This is a genomic window from Curtobacterium sp. MCPF17_018, assembly GCF_003234135.1.
In the GTDB taxonomy this organism is placed as follows: Bacteria; Actinomycetota; Actinomycetes; order Actinomycetales; family Microbacteriaceae; genus Curtobacterium; species Curtobacterium flaccumfaciens.
In genome coordinates, this window is sequence record NZ_QKSJ01000001.1 from 443,504 (window position 1) to 456,938 (window position 13,435).

The 13,435-nt window shown below is 71.4% G+C and carries 13 protein-coding genes and 1 pseudogene; 10 read left to right on the top strand and 4 right to left on the bottom strand.

The genetic code is table 11. The annotated features are described in order from the left end of the window. Positions 1-64: 64 nt before the first annotated feature. Together DEJ27_RS02095 and DEJ27_RS02100 are read left to right on the top strand one after the other, a co-directional pair. Complete coding sequence (locus DEJ27_RS02095) at positions 65-673, top strand: PadR family transcriptional regulator (RefSeq protein ID WP_051596619.1); 609 nt, start codon at positions 65-67, stop codon at positions 671-673. Beyond that, complete coding sequence (locus DEJ27_RS02100) at positions 670-2,214, top strand: DHA2 family efflux MFS transporter permease subunit (RefSeq protein ID WP_111090221.1); 1,545 nt, start codon at positions 670-672, stop codon at positions 2,212-2,214. Before DEJ27_RS02095 ends, DEJ27_RS02100 begins: the two co-directional genes overlap by 4 nt. A gap of 126 nt (positions 2,215-2,340) precedes the next feature. On the opposite strand, the gene DEJ27_RS02105 is transcribed toward DEJ27_RS02100, so the two are convergent. Both DEJ27_RS02105 and DEJ27_RS02110 read right to left on the bottom strand, forming a co-directional pair. Further along, on the bottom strand, positions 2,341-3,162 hold the full coding sequence (locus DEJ27_RS02105; RefSeq protein ID WP_111090222.1) for a cytochrome c oxidase assembly protein: 822 nt from the start codon (positions 3,160-3,162) through the stop codon (positions 2,341-2,343). Positions 3,163-3,328: 166 nt separating this feature from the next. Further along, positions 3,329-4,642, bottom strand: coding sequence for an acyltransferase (locus DEJ27_RS02110; RefSeq protein WP_111090223.1), 1,314 nt, complete (start codon positions 4,640-4,642; stop codon positions 3,329-3,331). Between the two features lie 169 nt (positions 4,643-4,811). On the opposite strand from DEJ27_RS02110, the pseudogene DEJ27_RS02115 reads away from it, so the two are divergent. Next, positions 4,812-5,231, top strand: a pseudogene (locus DEJ27_RS02115) (Fur family transcriptional regulator); the annotation flags it as partial. 210 nt (positions 5,232-5,441) lie between these two features. Then, entirely contained in the window at positions 5,442-6,959 is a 1,518-nt protein-coding gene (locus DEJ27_RS02120) for a catalase (RefSeq protein ID WP_111090224.1), read from the top strand. Positions 6,960-7,096: 137 nt separating this feature from the next. On the opposite strand, the gene DEJ27_RS02125 is transcribed toward DEJ27_RS02120, so the two are convergent. Then, positions 7,097-7,663, bottom strand: a complete 567-nt coding sequence (locus DEJ27_RS02125; RefSeq protein ID WP_181430062.1) for a GNAT family N-acetyltransferase — start codon at positions 7,661-7,663, stop codon at positions 7,097-7,099. A gap of 104 nt (positions 7,664-7,767) precedes the next feature. Here DEJ27_RS02125 and DEJ27_RS02130 point away from each other — a divergent pair, with 104 nt between their 5' ends. From DEJ27_RS02130 to DEJ27_RS02155, 6 genes are all read left to right on the top strand, one after another. Then, positions 7,768-8,052, top strand: coding sequence for a hypothetical protein (locus tag DEJ27_RS02130; RefSeq protein WP_110858837.1), 285 nt, complete (start codon positions 7,768-7,770; stop codon positions 8,050-8,052). Between the two features lie 4 nt (positions 8,053-8,056). After that, positions 8,057-8,659 (top strand): hypothetical protein, encoded by a 603-nt coding sequence (locus DEJ27_RS17415; protein WP_146244636.1) that lies wholly within the window; start codon positions 8,057-8,059, stop codon positions 8,657-8,659. Next, the gene (locus DEJ27_RS02140; protein ID WP_111090227.1) at positions 8,659-9,702 is read left to right on the top strand and encodes a peptidoglycan-binding protein; all 1,044 of its coding nucleotides are present in this window, start codon (positions 8,659-8,661) and stop codon (positions 9,700-9,702) included. Before DEJ27_RS17415 ends, DEJ27_RS02140 begins: the two co-directional genes overlap by 1 nt. After that, positions 9,693-10,295, top strand: coding sequence for an ABC transporter ATP-binding protein (locus tag DEJ27_RS02145; RefSeq protein WP_111090228.1), 603 nt, complete (start codon positions 9,693-9,695; stop codon positions 10,293-10,295). The genes DEJ27_RS02140 and DEJ27_RS02145 overlap by 10 nt, the downstream gene beginning before the upstream one ends. Continuing rightward, on the top strand, positions 10,292-11,383 hold the full coding sequence (locus tag DEJ27_RS02150; protein ID WP_146244637.1) for a hypothetical protein: 1,092 nt from the start codon (positions 10,292-10,294) through the stop codon (positions 11,381-11,383). The genes DEJ27_RS02145 and DEJ27_RS02150 overlap by 4 nt, the downstream gene beginning before the upstream one ends. Before the next feature lie 223 nt (positions 11,384-11,606). After that, complete coding sequence (locus DEJ27_RS02155; protein WP_111090230.1) at positions 11,607-12,491, top strand: VOC family protein; 885 nt, start codon at positions 11,607-11,609, stop codon at positions 12,489-12,491. Between the two features lie 113 nt (positions 12,492-12,604). Here DEJ27_RS02155 and DEJ27_RS02160 read toward each other — a convergent pair whose 3' ends face one another. Continuing rightward, the gene (locus DEJ27_RS02160) at positions 12,605-13,390 is read right to left on the bottom strand and encodes an SDR family oxidoreductase (protein ID WP_110858843.1); all 786 of its coding nucleotides are present in this window, start codon (positions 13,388-13,390) and stop codon (positions 12,605-12,607) included. Between the last annotated feature and the right edge of the window lie 45 nt (positions 13,391-13,435).

Here is a 13,435-nt window from a genome sequence, read left to right on the forward strand (position 1 = left end):
TCTGTTCCAACGCGTATATTCCAAGCCGAATAGTCAACAACGAACAAGCGGACTGGAGGCACGTGTGCCGTCGCTCACGCCACTCGCGTTCGCCGCGCTCGGGCTCCTGGCCGAGGGGCCGACGCATCCCTACGAGATGTTCCAGACGATGACGCACCGCCGGGACGGCCGGAACGTCAAGGTCCGGCCCGGCACCCTGTACCACCAGGTCGGCCGCCTGGTGGAGCTCGGCCTCGCCGAGGTCGTCGGGACCGACCGGGCGGGCAACCGTCCGGAACGCACCACCTACGCCATCACGGACGACGGGTGGACGGCCCTGCACGACGGGCTCGTCCGGCTGATCGCCGAGCCGGCCGAGGAGTACCCCGTCTTCCACCTGGCCGTCGCCGAGATCGAGAACCTGTCGGTCGACGAGGCCGAGTCCGCCCTCCGGGCACGGGCCGTCGCACTCCGGGCCCAGCGCGACGAGGCGGACGAGATCCTCGGGGTCGTCCGTGCGAAGGACCTGCCCGAGCGGTACTGGCTCGACGTGTCGTACGTGCGTGCCATGCTCACGACGCAGATCGAGTGGCTCGCCGCCACGGCCGACCGGATCGCCGCCGGCCACATCTCCTGGGACGCCTCCGTCGCGTCCGCAGACACCACCACGAACAGCAAGGAAACCACTCGATGACCACCGTCACGCCTCCGCGGACGACCGAGAAGAAGCCGTGGCCTGCCCTGTGGGCACTCGTCGTCGGGTTCTTCATGATCCTCGTCGACTCGACCATCGTGTCGGTCGCCACCCCCACCATCGCCCAGAAGCTCGACGCGGACATCAACTCCGTGATCTGGGTGACGAGCGCCTACCTGCTCGCCTACGCCGTGCCGCTGCTCATCACCGGCCGGCTCGGCGACCGCTTCGGCCCGAAGGTCATGTACCAGATCGGCCTCGTGGTCTTCACGCTCGCCAGCCTGTGGTGCGGCCTGGCCGGCTCGATCGAGGTGCTGATCGTCGCCCGCGTCGTGCAGGGCCTCGGCGCCGCGATGATGAGCCCGCAGACCATGTCGGTCATCACGCGCATCTTCCCGCCGCAGAACCGCGGCGCGGCCATGGGCCTCTGGGGCGCCGTCGCCGGTGTCGCGTCGCTCGTCGGCCCGATCGTGGGCGGCCTGCTCGTCGACGGATTCGGCTGGGAGTGGATCTTCTTCGTGAACGTCCCCGTCGGTGTCGTGGCGTTCGTGCTCGCGCAGCGCTTCGTGCCGTCGTTCGAGCGTCACGGACACCGCTTCGACTACCTCGGCATCTTCCTGTCGGCAGCGGGCCTGTTCCTGCTCGTCTTCGGTATCCAGGAAGGCGAGACCTACGACTGGGGCGTGATCGCCGGTCCGATCTCGGTGTGGTCGCTCATCATCGTCGGCCTCGTGGTGCTCGCCGGCTTCGTCGTCTGGCAGGGCGTGCAGAAGGGTGAGCCGCTGCTGCCGCTCGGCCTGTTCAAGGACCGCAACTTCACGCTGGCCAACGTCGCCATCACCGCCGTCGGTGTCGCGATCGCCTCGTTCGCGCTGCCGATCATGCTGTGGGCCCAGGACGTCCTGCGCTTCTCGCCGACCCAGGCCGCACTGCTCCTCGTGCCGCAGGCCGTGCTGTCCGCCGCACTCGCGCCGATCGTCGGCAAGAACCTGAACCGCTGGAACCCGCGCTGGGTCGCCTCGTTCGGGCTCGCCTGCTTCTCGGTCGGCCTGTTCTGGTTCGGCGCCCTGCTGTCGAGCGGTGCCGAGTGGGGCTGGGTGCTCCTGCCGAGCGCGCTCCTCGGCCTCGCCAACGCCTGCATGTGGGGACCGCTGTCCGTCTCGGCGACGCGCAACCTGCCGCCGAAGCTGGCCGGCGCCGGCTCGGGCGTCTACAACACCACGCGCCAGATCGGTGCGGTGCTCGGTTCCGCCGGCATCGCCGCCCTGATGGAGGCCCGGATCACCGCGAACTTCCCGGCGTCGTCCGGTGGGGCCACGGCCGGTGGCGCGGAGCAGCAGGTCGGCGCACTGCCGGGCTTCCTGCTCGAGCCGTTCTCCAAGGCCATGGGTGAGTCGCTCTACCTGCCGGCGATCGTGCTCGTCGTGGCCATCGTCGCGGCGCTGTTCCTGGCGAAGCCGAAGCAGACCGTCGCCTGGCAGCAGACCGGCTCGGTGACCACGCAGCCCGACGCCGAGCCCGCGGGGGCCCCGTCGAAGTAGGGCACGAGCGCACGTCGTGAGCAGGAATGGTCGGGTCGCCTTCGGGCACCCGGCCATTGCTGCTCACGAAGCGAAGCGAAGCGAAGCGGGGCGTCGCGTGGCGTCGCGTGGCGTCGCGCCGACCGCTCATCCGCGGCGCTGCAGGTGCGCCCGGGTGAGCTCGTCCACCTGCTCGTCGGTCAGGGCGTCGACGGCCCGGGCCTCGCGGCGGTCGGTCCGCTGCCACCGGATGAACAGGGCGACGAGCACGGGGATGTCCGCCACCTCGGCGATGAACCACAGCAGGTCGCCCGCCAGGTGCTGGTCCTGCAGCGGCGACGGGTACCAGGCCCGACCCACCACCGGCACGAGGGACCCGTCGAGCACGTGGTTCGTGATCCGCAGCACGATGCCGGGAACCGCGTCGACGACGAGCTCGACGAACGCGAGCAGGAACTCGGCCGTGGCGAACGTCGACGAGACGAGCACACCGACCTCGGACAGCGGCGCGAGCAGCCCGAACCCGAGCGCCGGCACGGCCACGGTGATGACGGCGGCCCATGCGGGGGACTCCCGGATCACCGCCGAGAACGGGGTGAGCAGGACGGCGAACAGCGCGAGCGCGACCAGCGGGGCGACGATCGCGTTGCCGAGCAGGCGCACCGGACGTGACCGCATGACCGCGTCGGCGACCTGCGCCAGGCGAGCCGGGCCTCCGATCCGGAGCAGTGCGACCGGCGCACCGAGCGCGGCGAAGGTGGGGACCGCGAAGAACAGCAGGGCGGCCCGCAGGACGAAGGCCCAGCGCAACCGCTCGTCGTCGACGCCGACGATGCCGAACTGCAGGACGCCGAACAGCATGAGCGCCGTGGCGAAGGCGAGCGTGCGCCACCACGGCCACCGGGCACCCCGTCGAGCCGCGCCGACGACCCACCGGCCGTAGGCGACCGCGGCGACGACGAGGAGCACCGCCGCCAGGGGATCGAACCGCCAGGTGCTCCAGAACTCGGGTGTCGACGGCGTGGGGAGCCTCCTGGGGATCAGGCGGACTCGTCCTTCGCGCCGCCGGAACCATCCTCCGTCCGCCCGACGTCCGCCGGGGGTCCGTCGTGGGCCCGCGACGGTGAGAACCGGTTCAGATCCGGGCGACGCCGCGTGCCGGGACGGTCCGCGAGAGCAGCCAGACGCCCGCCGGCACGGCCACGGCACCGACGAGCGCGACGCCGAACGACAGGTGCAGCTGCATCACGAGGAACGCCGGGCCGATCGTGCAGAGCGCGGCGAACGCGACGACCGGCCACGACGGACGGTCGGCCGACGGCAGCAGCCGGGGGAGCGGCCGGTCGAACCAGCGCAGCGCCCTGGCCACCCCGATCGCGACGGCGAGCACCACCACGAGTGCGACGATGCGCGACGCCCACCACGGGCTGGAGCCCGGCGCCGGGAACGGCACCCCGACGAGCAGGGCGATGCCGTTCAGCGCGATGAACAGCGGCAGGTGCCACAGGTAGATGGTCATGCCGTCGCGGCCGAGGACGAACACGGCCCCGAGTGCGGCCCGCGTGCGCATCAGCCTGGTGAGCGGAGCGTGCACGAGCTGGACCAGGCAGGCCTGCGCGATCGCCAGGAACGCCAGCGGGAGCATCGGCGGGTTGAGGTCCTGCAGCATGTCCGGTGCCCAGAGCCCGACCGAGGTCATCGGCACGAGCACGGCGTACGCGGCGACGGCGATGCCGAGCAGGAGCACCTTCGACCGGAGCGCGAACCAGCCGTCGGCCCAGAGGAAGCCGAGCTGCTGCGCGAAGAGCCACACCGGCCCGAGGTTGAGCAGCCCGACCTCGGCGACACCGGTGGCCAGGCGGACGGCGTCGACCGCCCCGGCGAGCACGAGCAGCACGGCGAGGGTGGCCCAGGGTGCTCGCTCGTGCAGGCGCATCATCACGGGGACGCAGCACTGGGTGATGCCGTAGGCGGCCAGGAACCAGAGCGGCGAACCGATGCCGAACGCGACCTCGGCCAGGAGCTCCGGCGGCGTGCCAGCGGCCGTGGCGACCCCGAGTCCGAGCGCGAGGAACACGAACAGCGGCACCGCGGGCCGGAACAGCCGCACCAGGCGGGTGGCCAGGTAGTCGCGGGCGGGGCTCGGCGCGCCACGGGCGACGGTGCTGCGCCAGCCGACGGCGCTCGCGAACCCGCCGACCACGAAGAACAGCGGCATCACCTGCCCGACCCAGGTGGCGGCGACGTACCAGGGGAGTTCCTGCAGCGGGCTCGTGACCCGCACCCCCTGGTCATCGGCCGCGACGCCGACCATCGTGACGTGCACGATGACGACGAGGACGACGCAGGCCGTCCGGATGAGGTCGACGACCAGGTCCCGCTTCGCGATGATCCCCCGGACGTCCGCGGTGCTGTTCGCCTGTTCAGGCAGACCCTGGCTCGTGGACATGTCCGGACGTTAGCGTGCGGAACGGTCGGTCCAGTGTCGTCCCAGCTGATCGCGACCCGATCGTGACACTTCGTATTCCGGTGGCGGCATGCGTCTCCTCGCTGGTCGGCAGCAGAAGCTCGTGTACAGTGAACGCGTTGTCTTGATTCCTGCAAAAGAAAGGCTCAGCATGGACGCCGACGCCGATCTGCTCCGTTCTTCGGGGCTCCGGGTCACGACCCCACGACTCGCGGTACTCCGCGCGACGGACTCGATGCCGCACGCCACCGCGGACGACATCGTCACCGCGCTCGCCGTGGAGCTGCCGACCACCAGTCACCAGGCCGTCTACGGCGTGCTGAACGCCCTGACCGGCGTCGGGCTCGTCCGCCGCATCGAACCGGCCGGCAGCCCTGCGCGCTACGAGCGCCGCACCGGTGACAACCACCACCACATCGTCTGCACCCTGTGCGGCGCGATCGAGGACGTCGACTGCGCGGTCGGCCACTCGCCCTGCCTGACGCCGTCCGAGACCCACGGCTTCGCGGTCACCACCGCCGAGGTCACCTACTGGGGCATCTGCGAACGCTGTGCGGCGGCAGAGCGCGACGACCCAGACGCGCCCGACGCGGCGCGCGACGACGCGGTGCGCGACGACGCGGTGCGCGACGACCCAGACGCGCCCGACGCGAGCGCGCAGGCGCCCGACGCCCCCACGCCCGCCTGACGGCGATCGCCCTCCGCACCGGCGCCACGACGCGCCGGACCCTGACCACCCGAGCACCCCTGACCGAACCAACGTCCCACCCCAGGAGGAACCGTGTCCGACCAGAACACGCCGACCGGCACCCCGACCACCACGACCAACAGCGGCGCACCCGTCTCGAGCGACGAGCACTCGATGGGTGTGGGGGCCGACGGCCCCCTCGCGCTGCACGACCACTACCTGGTCGAGAAGCTCGCCCAGTTCAACCGCGAGCGTGTCCCGGAGCGGGTCGTGCACGCCAAGGGTGGCGGCGCCTTCGGTACCTTCACCGTCACGCAGGACGTCTCGCGCTTCACCCGCGCCGCGTTCCTGCAGCCCGGTCAGACCACCGAGATGCTCGCCCGGTTCTCGAGCGTCGCCGGTGAGCAGGGTTCCCCCGACACGTGGCGCGACCCCCGCGGCTTCGCGCTGAAGTTCTACACGACCGAGGGCAACTACGACCTCGTCGGCAACAACACCCCGGTGTTCTTCATCCGCGACGGCATCAAGTTCCCCGACTTCATCCGCTCGCAGAAGCGCCTGCCCGGTTCGCACCTGCGCGACCACGACATGCAGTGGGACTTCTGGACCCTGTCGCCCGAGTCGGCGCACCAGGTCACGTGGCTGATGGGCGACCGCGGCCTGCCGGCGAGCTGGCGCGAGATGGACGGCTTCGGCTCGCACACCTACCAGTGGATCAACGCCTCGGGCGAGCGCTTCTGGGTGAAGTACCACTTCATCACCGAGCAGGGCCACAAGACCCTGACGCAGCAGGACGCGGACCGCATCGCCGGCGAGGACGCGGACTTCCACATCCGTGACCTGCACGCCGCGATCGAGCGTCAGGACTTCCCGCGCTGGACCCTCAAGGTGCAGGTCATGCCCTACGAGGACGCCGCGACCTACCGCTTCAACCCGTTCGACCTGACGAAGGTGTGGCCGCACGCGGACTACCCGCTCATCGAGGTCGGCACGATGGAGCTGAACCGCAACCCGGAGAACTACTTCGCGCAGATCGAGCAGGCGACCTTCGCCCCCTCGAACTTCGTGCCCGGCATCGCTGCGAGCCCGGACAAGATGCTCCTGGCGCGCATCTTCAGCTACGCGGACGCACACCGCTACCGCGTCGGCACGAACCACGCCCAGCTGCCGGTGAACGCCCCGAAGAACGAGGTCCACTCGTACTCGAAGGACGGCGGCATGCGCTTCGACTTCCAGAAGTCCGAGGTGCCGGTGTACGCGCCGAACTCGCTCGGTGGTGCGCACGCCGACCCGAACGCGACCGACGACGCCCCGGGCTGGGAGTCCGACGGTGCGCTGCAGCGTTCCGCCGCGACCCTGCACCCGGAGGACGACGACTTCGGCCAGGCCGGCACGCTCGTCCGTGAGGTCCTCGACGACGCCGCCCGTGAGCGCCTGGTCGGCAACATCGCCGGCCACGTCTCGAAGGTGACGCGCGACGACCTGCGCGAGCGTGTGTTCGCCTACTGGACGAACGTCGACGCCGACCTGGGTGCGCGCGTGCGCGCCGCGGTCGCGCCGAGCGCGCCGGGCTCCAACGAGGACCCGGAGAAGGTCGCGGTCGAGGCGTAAGCCCCGCTGGACGACCAACGGACGGGAGGCCCGGTACCAGCTGGTACCGGGCCTCCCGTCCGTTGGTCGTCGCGTCTAGACCTGCTGGCCGTTCAGCCAGATCGGGCCGGTGCGTCGGGGGTGCCCAGTCCTCGTGCTCAGACCTGCTGGCCGTTCAGCCAGATCGGGCCAGCGGGCCAGTCCTCGAGCTGCGCTGCCACCGGCAGCGCCATCCAGCCGCCCTGCTCGGTGTTGCTGACGCCCGCGCCCTCGGCGGTGAACGCCGAGAAGGTGCCGACGGCCTCGGGGAACTCGTGCCAGCCGAGCTTCGCGTAGAAGGGGACGCGGTCCTCGCCCGCGCCGAGGAACCCGAAGGGGACGCGGAGTCCCTCGAGGACCGCCGCGGTGCGGGTCATCAACTCGCGGCCGACGCCGGTGCCCTGCAGGCGGGGCGCGACGGCGACCAGGCCCGTGTCGCCGACCAGGACGTCCTGCCCGCCGACGGAGATGTACATGCGGCGGATGCCGACGTGGGCCAGTACGACCCCGTCGGCGTCGTGCGCGAGCACCCGGCGTTCCGGCTGCATGCCGGACCAGCTCCGGCCGCCCACGTACCAATGCGACCAGTCGGGGAAGGCCTGCCCGAGCAGCGCTGCGATCGCTTCGTGGTCGGGGAGCGACAGCGTGCTCTCCTCGACCACCTCCCACCGGATGTCGTCAGTCACGGGTCCATCCTGCACGGATGTGGTGGTGGTCGTTGCGTTCTCGTATGAACCGGTAATACGTTAACGGTGACATCTGGGTGATGTCGCAACGAAAAGGGAGATCGATGTCGATCAAGAACGTCGTACTGGGTGCGGTCGTGCTGGGGAGTGTCGTGGGCGGCGGGATCGCGGTCGATACCGTGACGGCGCCGGAGGCGAGTGCGGCGACGTGCTGGCGGAAGGTGACGCAGAGCACTGGCTTCAACGAGTCGGGGTGTGGTCGCGCTCAGCACTTCAACCGTCTGCGGAGCGGGACGATGAAGTGGGGGAACGTGGTCGGTGGCAACAAGTGGTCCTACCAGGCTGCCTGCTGGACCAACATCGCCCAGTACGGCATGACCCGGGCCTGACGCGGTGATTCGGAGCAGGCTTCGGGGGGCAACGATCGTCGGGGCGATCGCCGCCGCGTGGCTCGTCGGTTGTGCCCAGGCGGATGCTGCACCCCGGGTCGTCGATCCGTCGGGCTTCTCCGCGGCCGGGCCGTGGGCGGGTGAGTTCGCGGAATCGGCCTCCGACACCAGTTCCTACCAGTGGCAGATCCTCTCGGACGGAACGATCTCGGCGCGGGAGGTCGCAGATGCGCAGTCCCGCATGAGCGCATGCATGCGAGATCTCGGCTACCACTACACGACAGCGGAGGATGGCACGTCCGAAGCCTCGCCACTCCCAGGGCGGAAGGCTGAAGATGCCATGGCCATGAACGATTCGAAGTCGAAGTGCGCGAAGGACTTCGACAGCGACGTGACCTACCTGTTCAACGAGGTCCGGCGGAACCCGGAGAAGCAGGACGAGGCAACGATCACCGTCGCGTGCCTCCGTGCTGCGAGACTCGTCGACGACACGTACACCGAACGTGACTGGCGTGATCAGAACGACGACGGGAACTTCTCCTTCTCGCCGTGGGATCCCGCAGCCGTACAGTGTCGGCTGGACCCCCTCGGCCTCTGGCGGCGGTGATGCGCTTCCCATCTGCCGCGCTCCTGGCGCTCGGGGCGATCGTGGTCGCAGCGGCGACGGCCGCAGCCATCGTGGTCGCTGTGCCGGCCGAGGTCCCGGCCGCACTCCGGACGGCTGCCCCCGCGAGTACTGTCCGGGTGACCGAGCGCACCGATGCCGATGAACGACAGGTGCAGCTCGCACTCGACATCGGTGCCCCACGGTTGGTCGTGACGTCGCGGACCGGCACGGTGACGACGTCGACGTGCTCGACTGGGGCACCCGTGCGGAGCGGGGACGTCCTCGCGCGGGTCGACGGACAGCCGGTGCTCGCACTCGCCAGTGACGAGCCGCTGTGGCGCGACCTCGAGCTCGGCGACCGCGGGGCCGACGTCACGGGGTTGCAGCGGGAACTCACGCGCCTCGGTGCCGGATTGAGCATCGACGGCGTCCTCGGTCGGGGCACACTCCGTGCTGCGCAGCAGTTCCTGGTCGACCGAGGCGTCGACCGCGACGACCTGCCCGACGACGTCGTGCCGCGGGCCCCGTTCGCATGGGTACCAGCCGCCGAGAACATCGTCCTGGCATGCGTGGCCGTCGTCGGGGCAACGGTCGGCGCCGACGGTGTCCTCGTCGAACTCCCGGCCGAACTCCGCGGTGCGCGCATCGAGGCGCTCCCGGTCGATCCGGCGCCGGGGGAGCGCGTGCTGCGGATCGGGAACGCCGATGTCCCGATCGACGCCGCCGGGGTGGTCTCGTCGCCGACGGCCCTCGCCGCGATCACCGCCCCGCCGGAGTACGCCGCGACGGTCGCTTCGGCGGACGGCGCACCCACCGTGGCCGCGACGTGGACGCTCAGCCGGCCACTAGCCGTCCAAGTGGTGCCACCGACGGCCCTCTGGGACCTCGTGGGCGCCCAGGCATGCGTGCAACCGACGACGGGGCGGTCACTCCGGGTCGAGGTGCTCGGATCGGAACTCGGGCAGTCGTTCGTCCGGGTGCCCGGCGGACGAACGCTCGACCGGATCAGTGCCGCGCCGGACCGGTCCAGCTCGTGTCGGTGACGCTCGAGGGCGTCGGGCACGTTTGGCCGAACGGCACCGTGCTGTTCGACCGCGTCGACCGCACCTTCGCCGAGGGGACCGTGACCGCGGTCGTCGGGCCGAGCGGTTCCGGCAAGTCAACGCTGCTCGCGATCCTCGCCGGGATGCTCCGTCCGACGCGCGGTGCCGCCGTCCGTCCGCCGGGCTGTCGGCCGCTCTGGGTCTTCCAGAACCCGTACGGGGTGGCCCGCCGCCGAGTGCTTGACCACGTCGCGTTGCCGTTCGTCGCCCAGGGCGCGGATCGTCGGACCGCGGACGTCCGCGCGCTCGGGGTCCTCGAGCGCTTCGGGCTTGGTTCGCGGGCGCACGCGCGATTCGCCGAACTGTCCGGTGGTGAGGCGCAACGCCTGATGCTCGCGCGCGCGATCGCGAGTGCGCCGGGTCTGATGCTGGTCGACGAGCCGACGGCGCAACTCGACCGAGCGACCGCGATCGAGGTGAACCGTGGGATCGGTGCGCTCGCCGCGTCGGGGACGGTCGTCGTCGTCGCCACGCACGACGACGCGAGCCGTGACGCCTGCGACGGAGTGCTCGACCTCGGGCGGTACCGATGAGCCCTCGCCGGATGCAGGTGACCGAGGTCTGGCGGGAGGCGTGGCGCGACATCGCTTCCGGAGCCTCGTGGGCAGCCACGGCCGCTGTCGTCCTCGCGGTGCTGCTCAGCGGCGTCGTGGGCATGCGCGCCGTAGCGGTCGCCGGTGACGTCCGAGCGGCTGCGGTGTTTGTCGCGAGCGGTGCGGCGACGACCGTCCAGCGGGCCGAGGGGCGGATCGACGGCCGCGTGTGCGATGCCCTCGCGGATGCCGAAGGGGTCATCGCGTCTGGTGCGTTCCGGCGCCTCGACGCCGGGGTCGTCCCCGCCGCGCTGCCGGGCTCGGCGATCCCGACCTACGAAGTGACCGCCGGGGTGCGTGGCCTGCTCGGCGGCTCGGCTGCCGACGGGGCGACGGGAGTGATCGTCTCGCCCGCGGTGCACGAGACCCTGGGCCTTGCTGCCGGCGATCGCCTCGTGACGGTGGGCGGCGCGGGCACCGGAGTCGCCGGCGTGTACGACTACCCCGACGACGGCCGGGACCCCGACCTGGAGTACGCGGTCCTCGCGCCGGCGGTCGACGACGGGTCGCCGTTCGACGCCTGCTGGGCGACGGTGTGGCCGCAGCGCGACGACACGGTCTCGATGCTCCGGCGCACCGTCTTGCCGGCGAGCGGGGCCGACGGCGAGGACCGACCGACCGCCGGGCAGCTCAACCCGACGCTGGGCGCGGTCTTCACCCCCGCGGCGCGGCAGCCAGTGCTCGTCCCGTTCGGTGCAGCGGCCCTCGTGGGGCTGACGATCGGCGGGGCAGCGGTCGCACGGCGTCGGCTCGCCCTGGCCTACGACCGGCACGTCGGGGTACCGCGGTGTGCGCAGGTCCTCGGCGTCGTCCTGCAGCACCTGGTCTGGGCATCGGTCGGGGCGGTGGTCGCGACGAGCGTCGCGGTGGTGTCGGTGCGTGGCCTCGACGTCGACGATGCGCTGCCGATCGTGCGCGAGGCGATCGCGATCGCGTCCCTCGGGCTCGTGGGCGCGCTGCTCGGTGGGGCGCTCGCCGCGGCCGCGATCCGCGAGCGCGCGCTGCACCGCTACTTCCGCTCCCGCTGACCGCGGCCGGAGGGGCGGACGCGCACCGGGCCTCTCGTCGCCTGCGCGCCCCGTCCGCTGCGCGCCCCCGTGCGCCAAAGCGACAGATTGCCGCGAACTGTTCGCAGAGATCTGTCGCTTTGGCGGGTACCTCGCACCGGGATGGCGTGGATCTGTCGCTTTGGCGCAGGCGACCGACGCCCATTTGGTTGACGCGTCAACTAAATGGGCGCACACTGGTGCCATGCACCCGCAGAACCTCCTCGCCGCCGACACCGGGATGGGTGCCGTCACCCTCCGCGTCGCGAACCTCGACCGGATGATCGGCTACTACCGCGACGGCGTCCAGCTCTCGCTGCTCTCGAACGAGGGCGGCGTCGCCGTCCTCGGGCGACCAGGTGCCGGTGGCCTGGCGGTGCCGATCGTGATCCTCGAGCACGCGCCGTCCATGCAGCACGCAGGCCCGCACGACGCCGGCCTGTTCCACACCGCGATCCTGTTCGACACGACGGCCGACCTGGCCGCCGCGCTGTACTCGGTCGCAACGAAGTTCCCGCAGACCTTCACCGGCAGCGCCGACCACCTGGTGAGCAACGCGTTCTACTTCACCGACCCCGAGGGCAACGGCGTCGAGCTGTACTGGGACCGCGACCGCACGGAGTGGTCGTGGACGCACGGCAAGGTCGACATGGACACGAAGTACGTCGACCCGAACGCGTTCCTGCAAGAGCACCTGACGGCCGAGGCAGTGGAGTCCGCGCCGAACGCGCCGGGTCGGGTCGGCCACGTGCACCTGTCGGTCGGCGACGTCGCCAGCGCGAAGGACTTCTACGTCGACAAGCTCGGCTTCGCGACGACGGCCGGTTGGGGCGAGGCCCTGTTCGTCAGCGCCGGCGGCTACCACCACCACATGGCGATGAACACCTGGAACTCACGTGGGGCCGGGCGCCGCCAGCTCGCGCTCGGGCTGGGACTCGTGCGGATCGAGGTGCCCGGGTCGGACGACCTCGGTGCCCTCGTCGCACGCATGCACGACACCGGGGTGCAGGCCGCCGACGACGGCCGGACGGTCGCGTTCGAGGACCCGTGGGCGAACCGCATCGAGGTGACTGCGCCCGGTCGCGCCTGACGCGGTCCGCCGCGGGGCGGCCGAGACTCGGGCTGAGCGACACTTCTCGCGCCCGCAGCCACGAGAAGTGTCGCTGACTCCGAGACTCGGCGTCGGCTGCCCGGCCGCCCGCATCAGGCGCTGTTCGAGATCCCACCGTCCGACTTCAGCAGCTGCCCGTTCACCCAGGCGCCCTGCTCCGAGCAGAGGAACCCGACGAGCGCGGCGGTGTCCGACGGGCGTCCGAGTCGGCCGAGCGGAGTGCCCTCGACGGCCCACCCCTTGACCTCGTCGGACATCCAGCCGGTGTCGTTCGGGCCCGGGTTCACCACGTTGGCGCTGACGCCGAGGCTGCCGAGCTCCTTCGCGGCGCCGAACACGATCCGGTCGAGCGCACCCTTCGATGCCCCGTACGGCAGGTTGTACGCGATGTGGTCGCTCGTCAGCGCGACGATCCGGCGTCGGTCGCGCGGTGCGGCGTCCCCGGCGCGCTCGAGCCCCGCCGCGTAGGCCTGCACGAGCAGGAACGGTGCGCGGGCGTTCACGGCGAAGTGGCGGTCCCACGACTCGACCGTGGTGGTGCGCAGGTCGGAGTCCACGGACTCGCAGTGCGACATGACGAGGGCGGTCACGGGGGCGCCGGCTTCCGACTCGGCGCGGCCGACGAGCGCGGCCGCCTGCTCCGGGTCCTCCAGGTCGACCGGGAGGCGCGTCACCCGTGCTCCCGCCCCCTCGCACTCCTGCACCACCGACTCGACCCCGTCCGGGTCCGCCCCGCCGCTCACGCGGTCGTCGTAGGGCCCCCACCACGAGATGGCGAGGTCCCAGCCGTCGGTTGCCAGCCGGGTGGCGAGTGCCGCGCCGATGCCGGCTCTGCGGCCCACCCCGGTCACCAGGGCGAGGGGTCGTGCGGACGTCATGCGGGCCTCCTGTCCGGCGCTCCGTCGCGCCGATCGGCACCCAGT

Coding starts and splice junctions, on each gene's coding strand:
- DEJ27_RS02155 (WP_111090230.1), top strand. CDS start 11,607: ATGCACCCGCAGAACCTCCTCGCCGCCGACACCGGGATGGGTGCCGTC.
- DEJ27_RS02150 (WP_146244637.1), top strand. CDS start 10,292: ATGAGCCCTCGCCGGATGCAGGTGACCGAGGTCTGGCGGGAGGCGTGG.
- DEJ27_RS02110 (WP_111090223.1), bottom strand. CDS start 4,642: ATGTCCACGAGCCAGGGTCTGCCTGAACAGGCGAACAGCACCGCGGAC.
- DEJ27_RS02130 (WP_110858837.1), top strand. CDS start 7,768: ATGTCGATCAAGAACGTCGTACTGGGTGCGGTCGTGCTGGGGAGTGTC.
- DEJ27_RS02160 (WP_110858843.1), bottom strand. CDS start 13,390: ATGACGTCCGCACGACCCCTCGCCCTGGTGACCGGGGTGGGCCGCAGA.
- DEJ27_RS02140 (WP_111090227.1), top strand. CDS start 8,659: ATGCGCTTCCCATCTGCCGCGCTCCTGGCGCTCGGGGCGATCGTGGTC.
- DEJ27_RS02100 (WP_111090221.1), top strand. CDS start 670: ATGACCACCGTCACGCCTCCGCGGACGACCGAGAAGAAGCCGTGGCCT.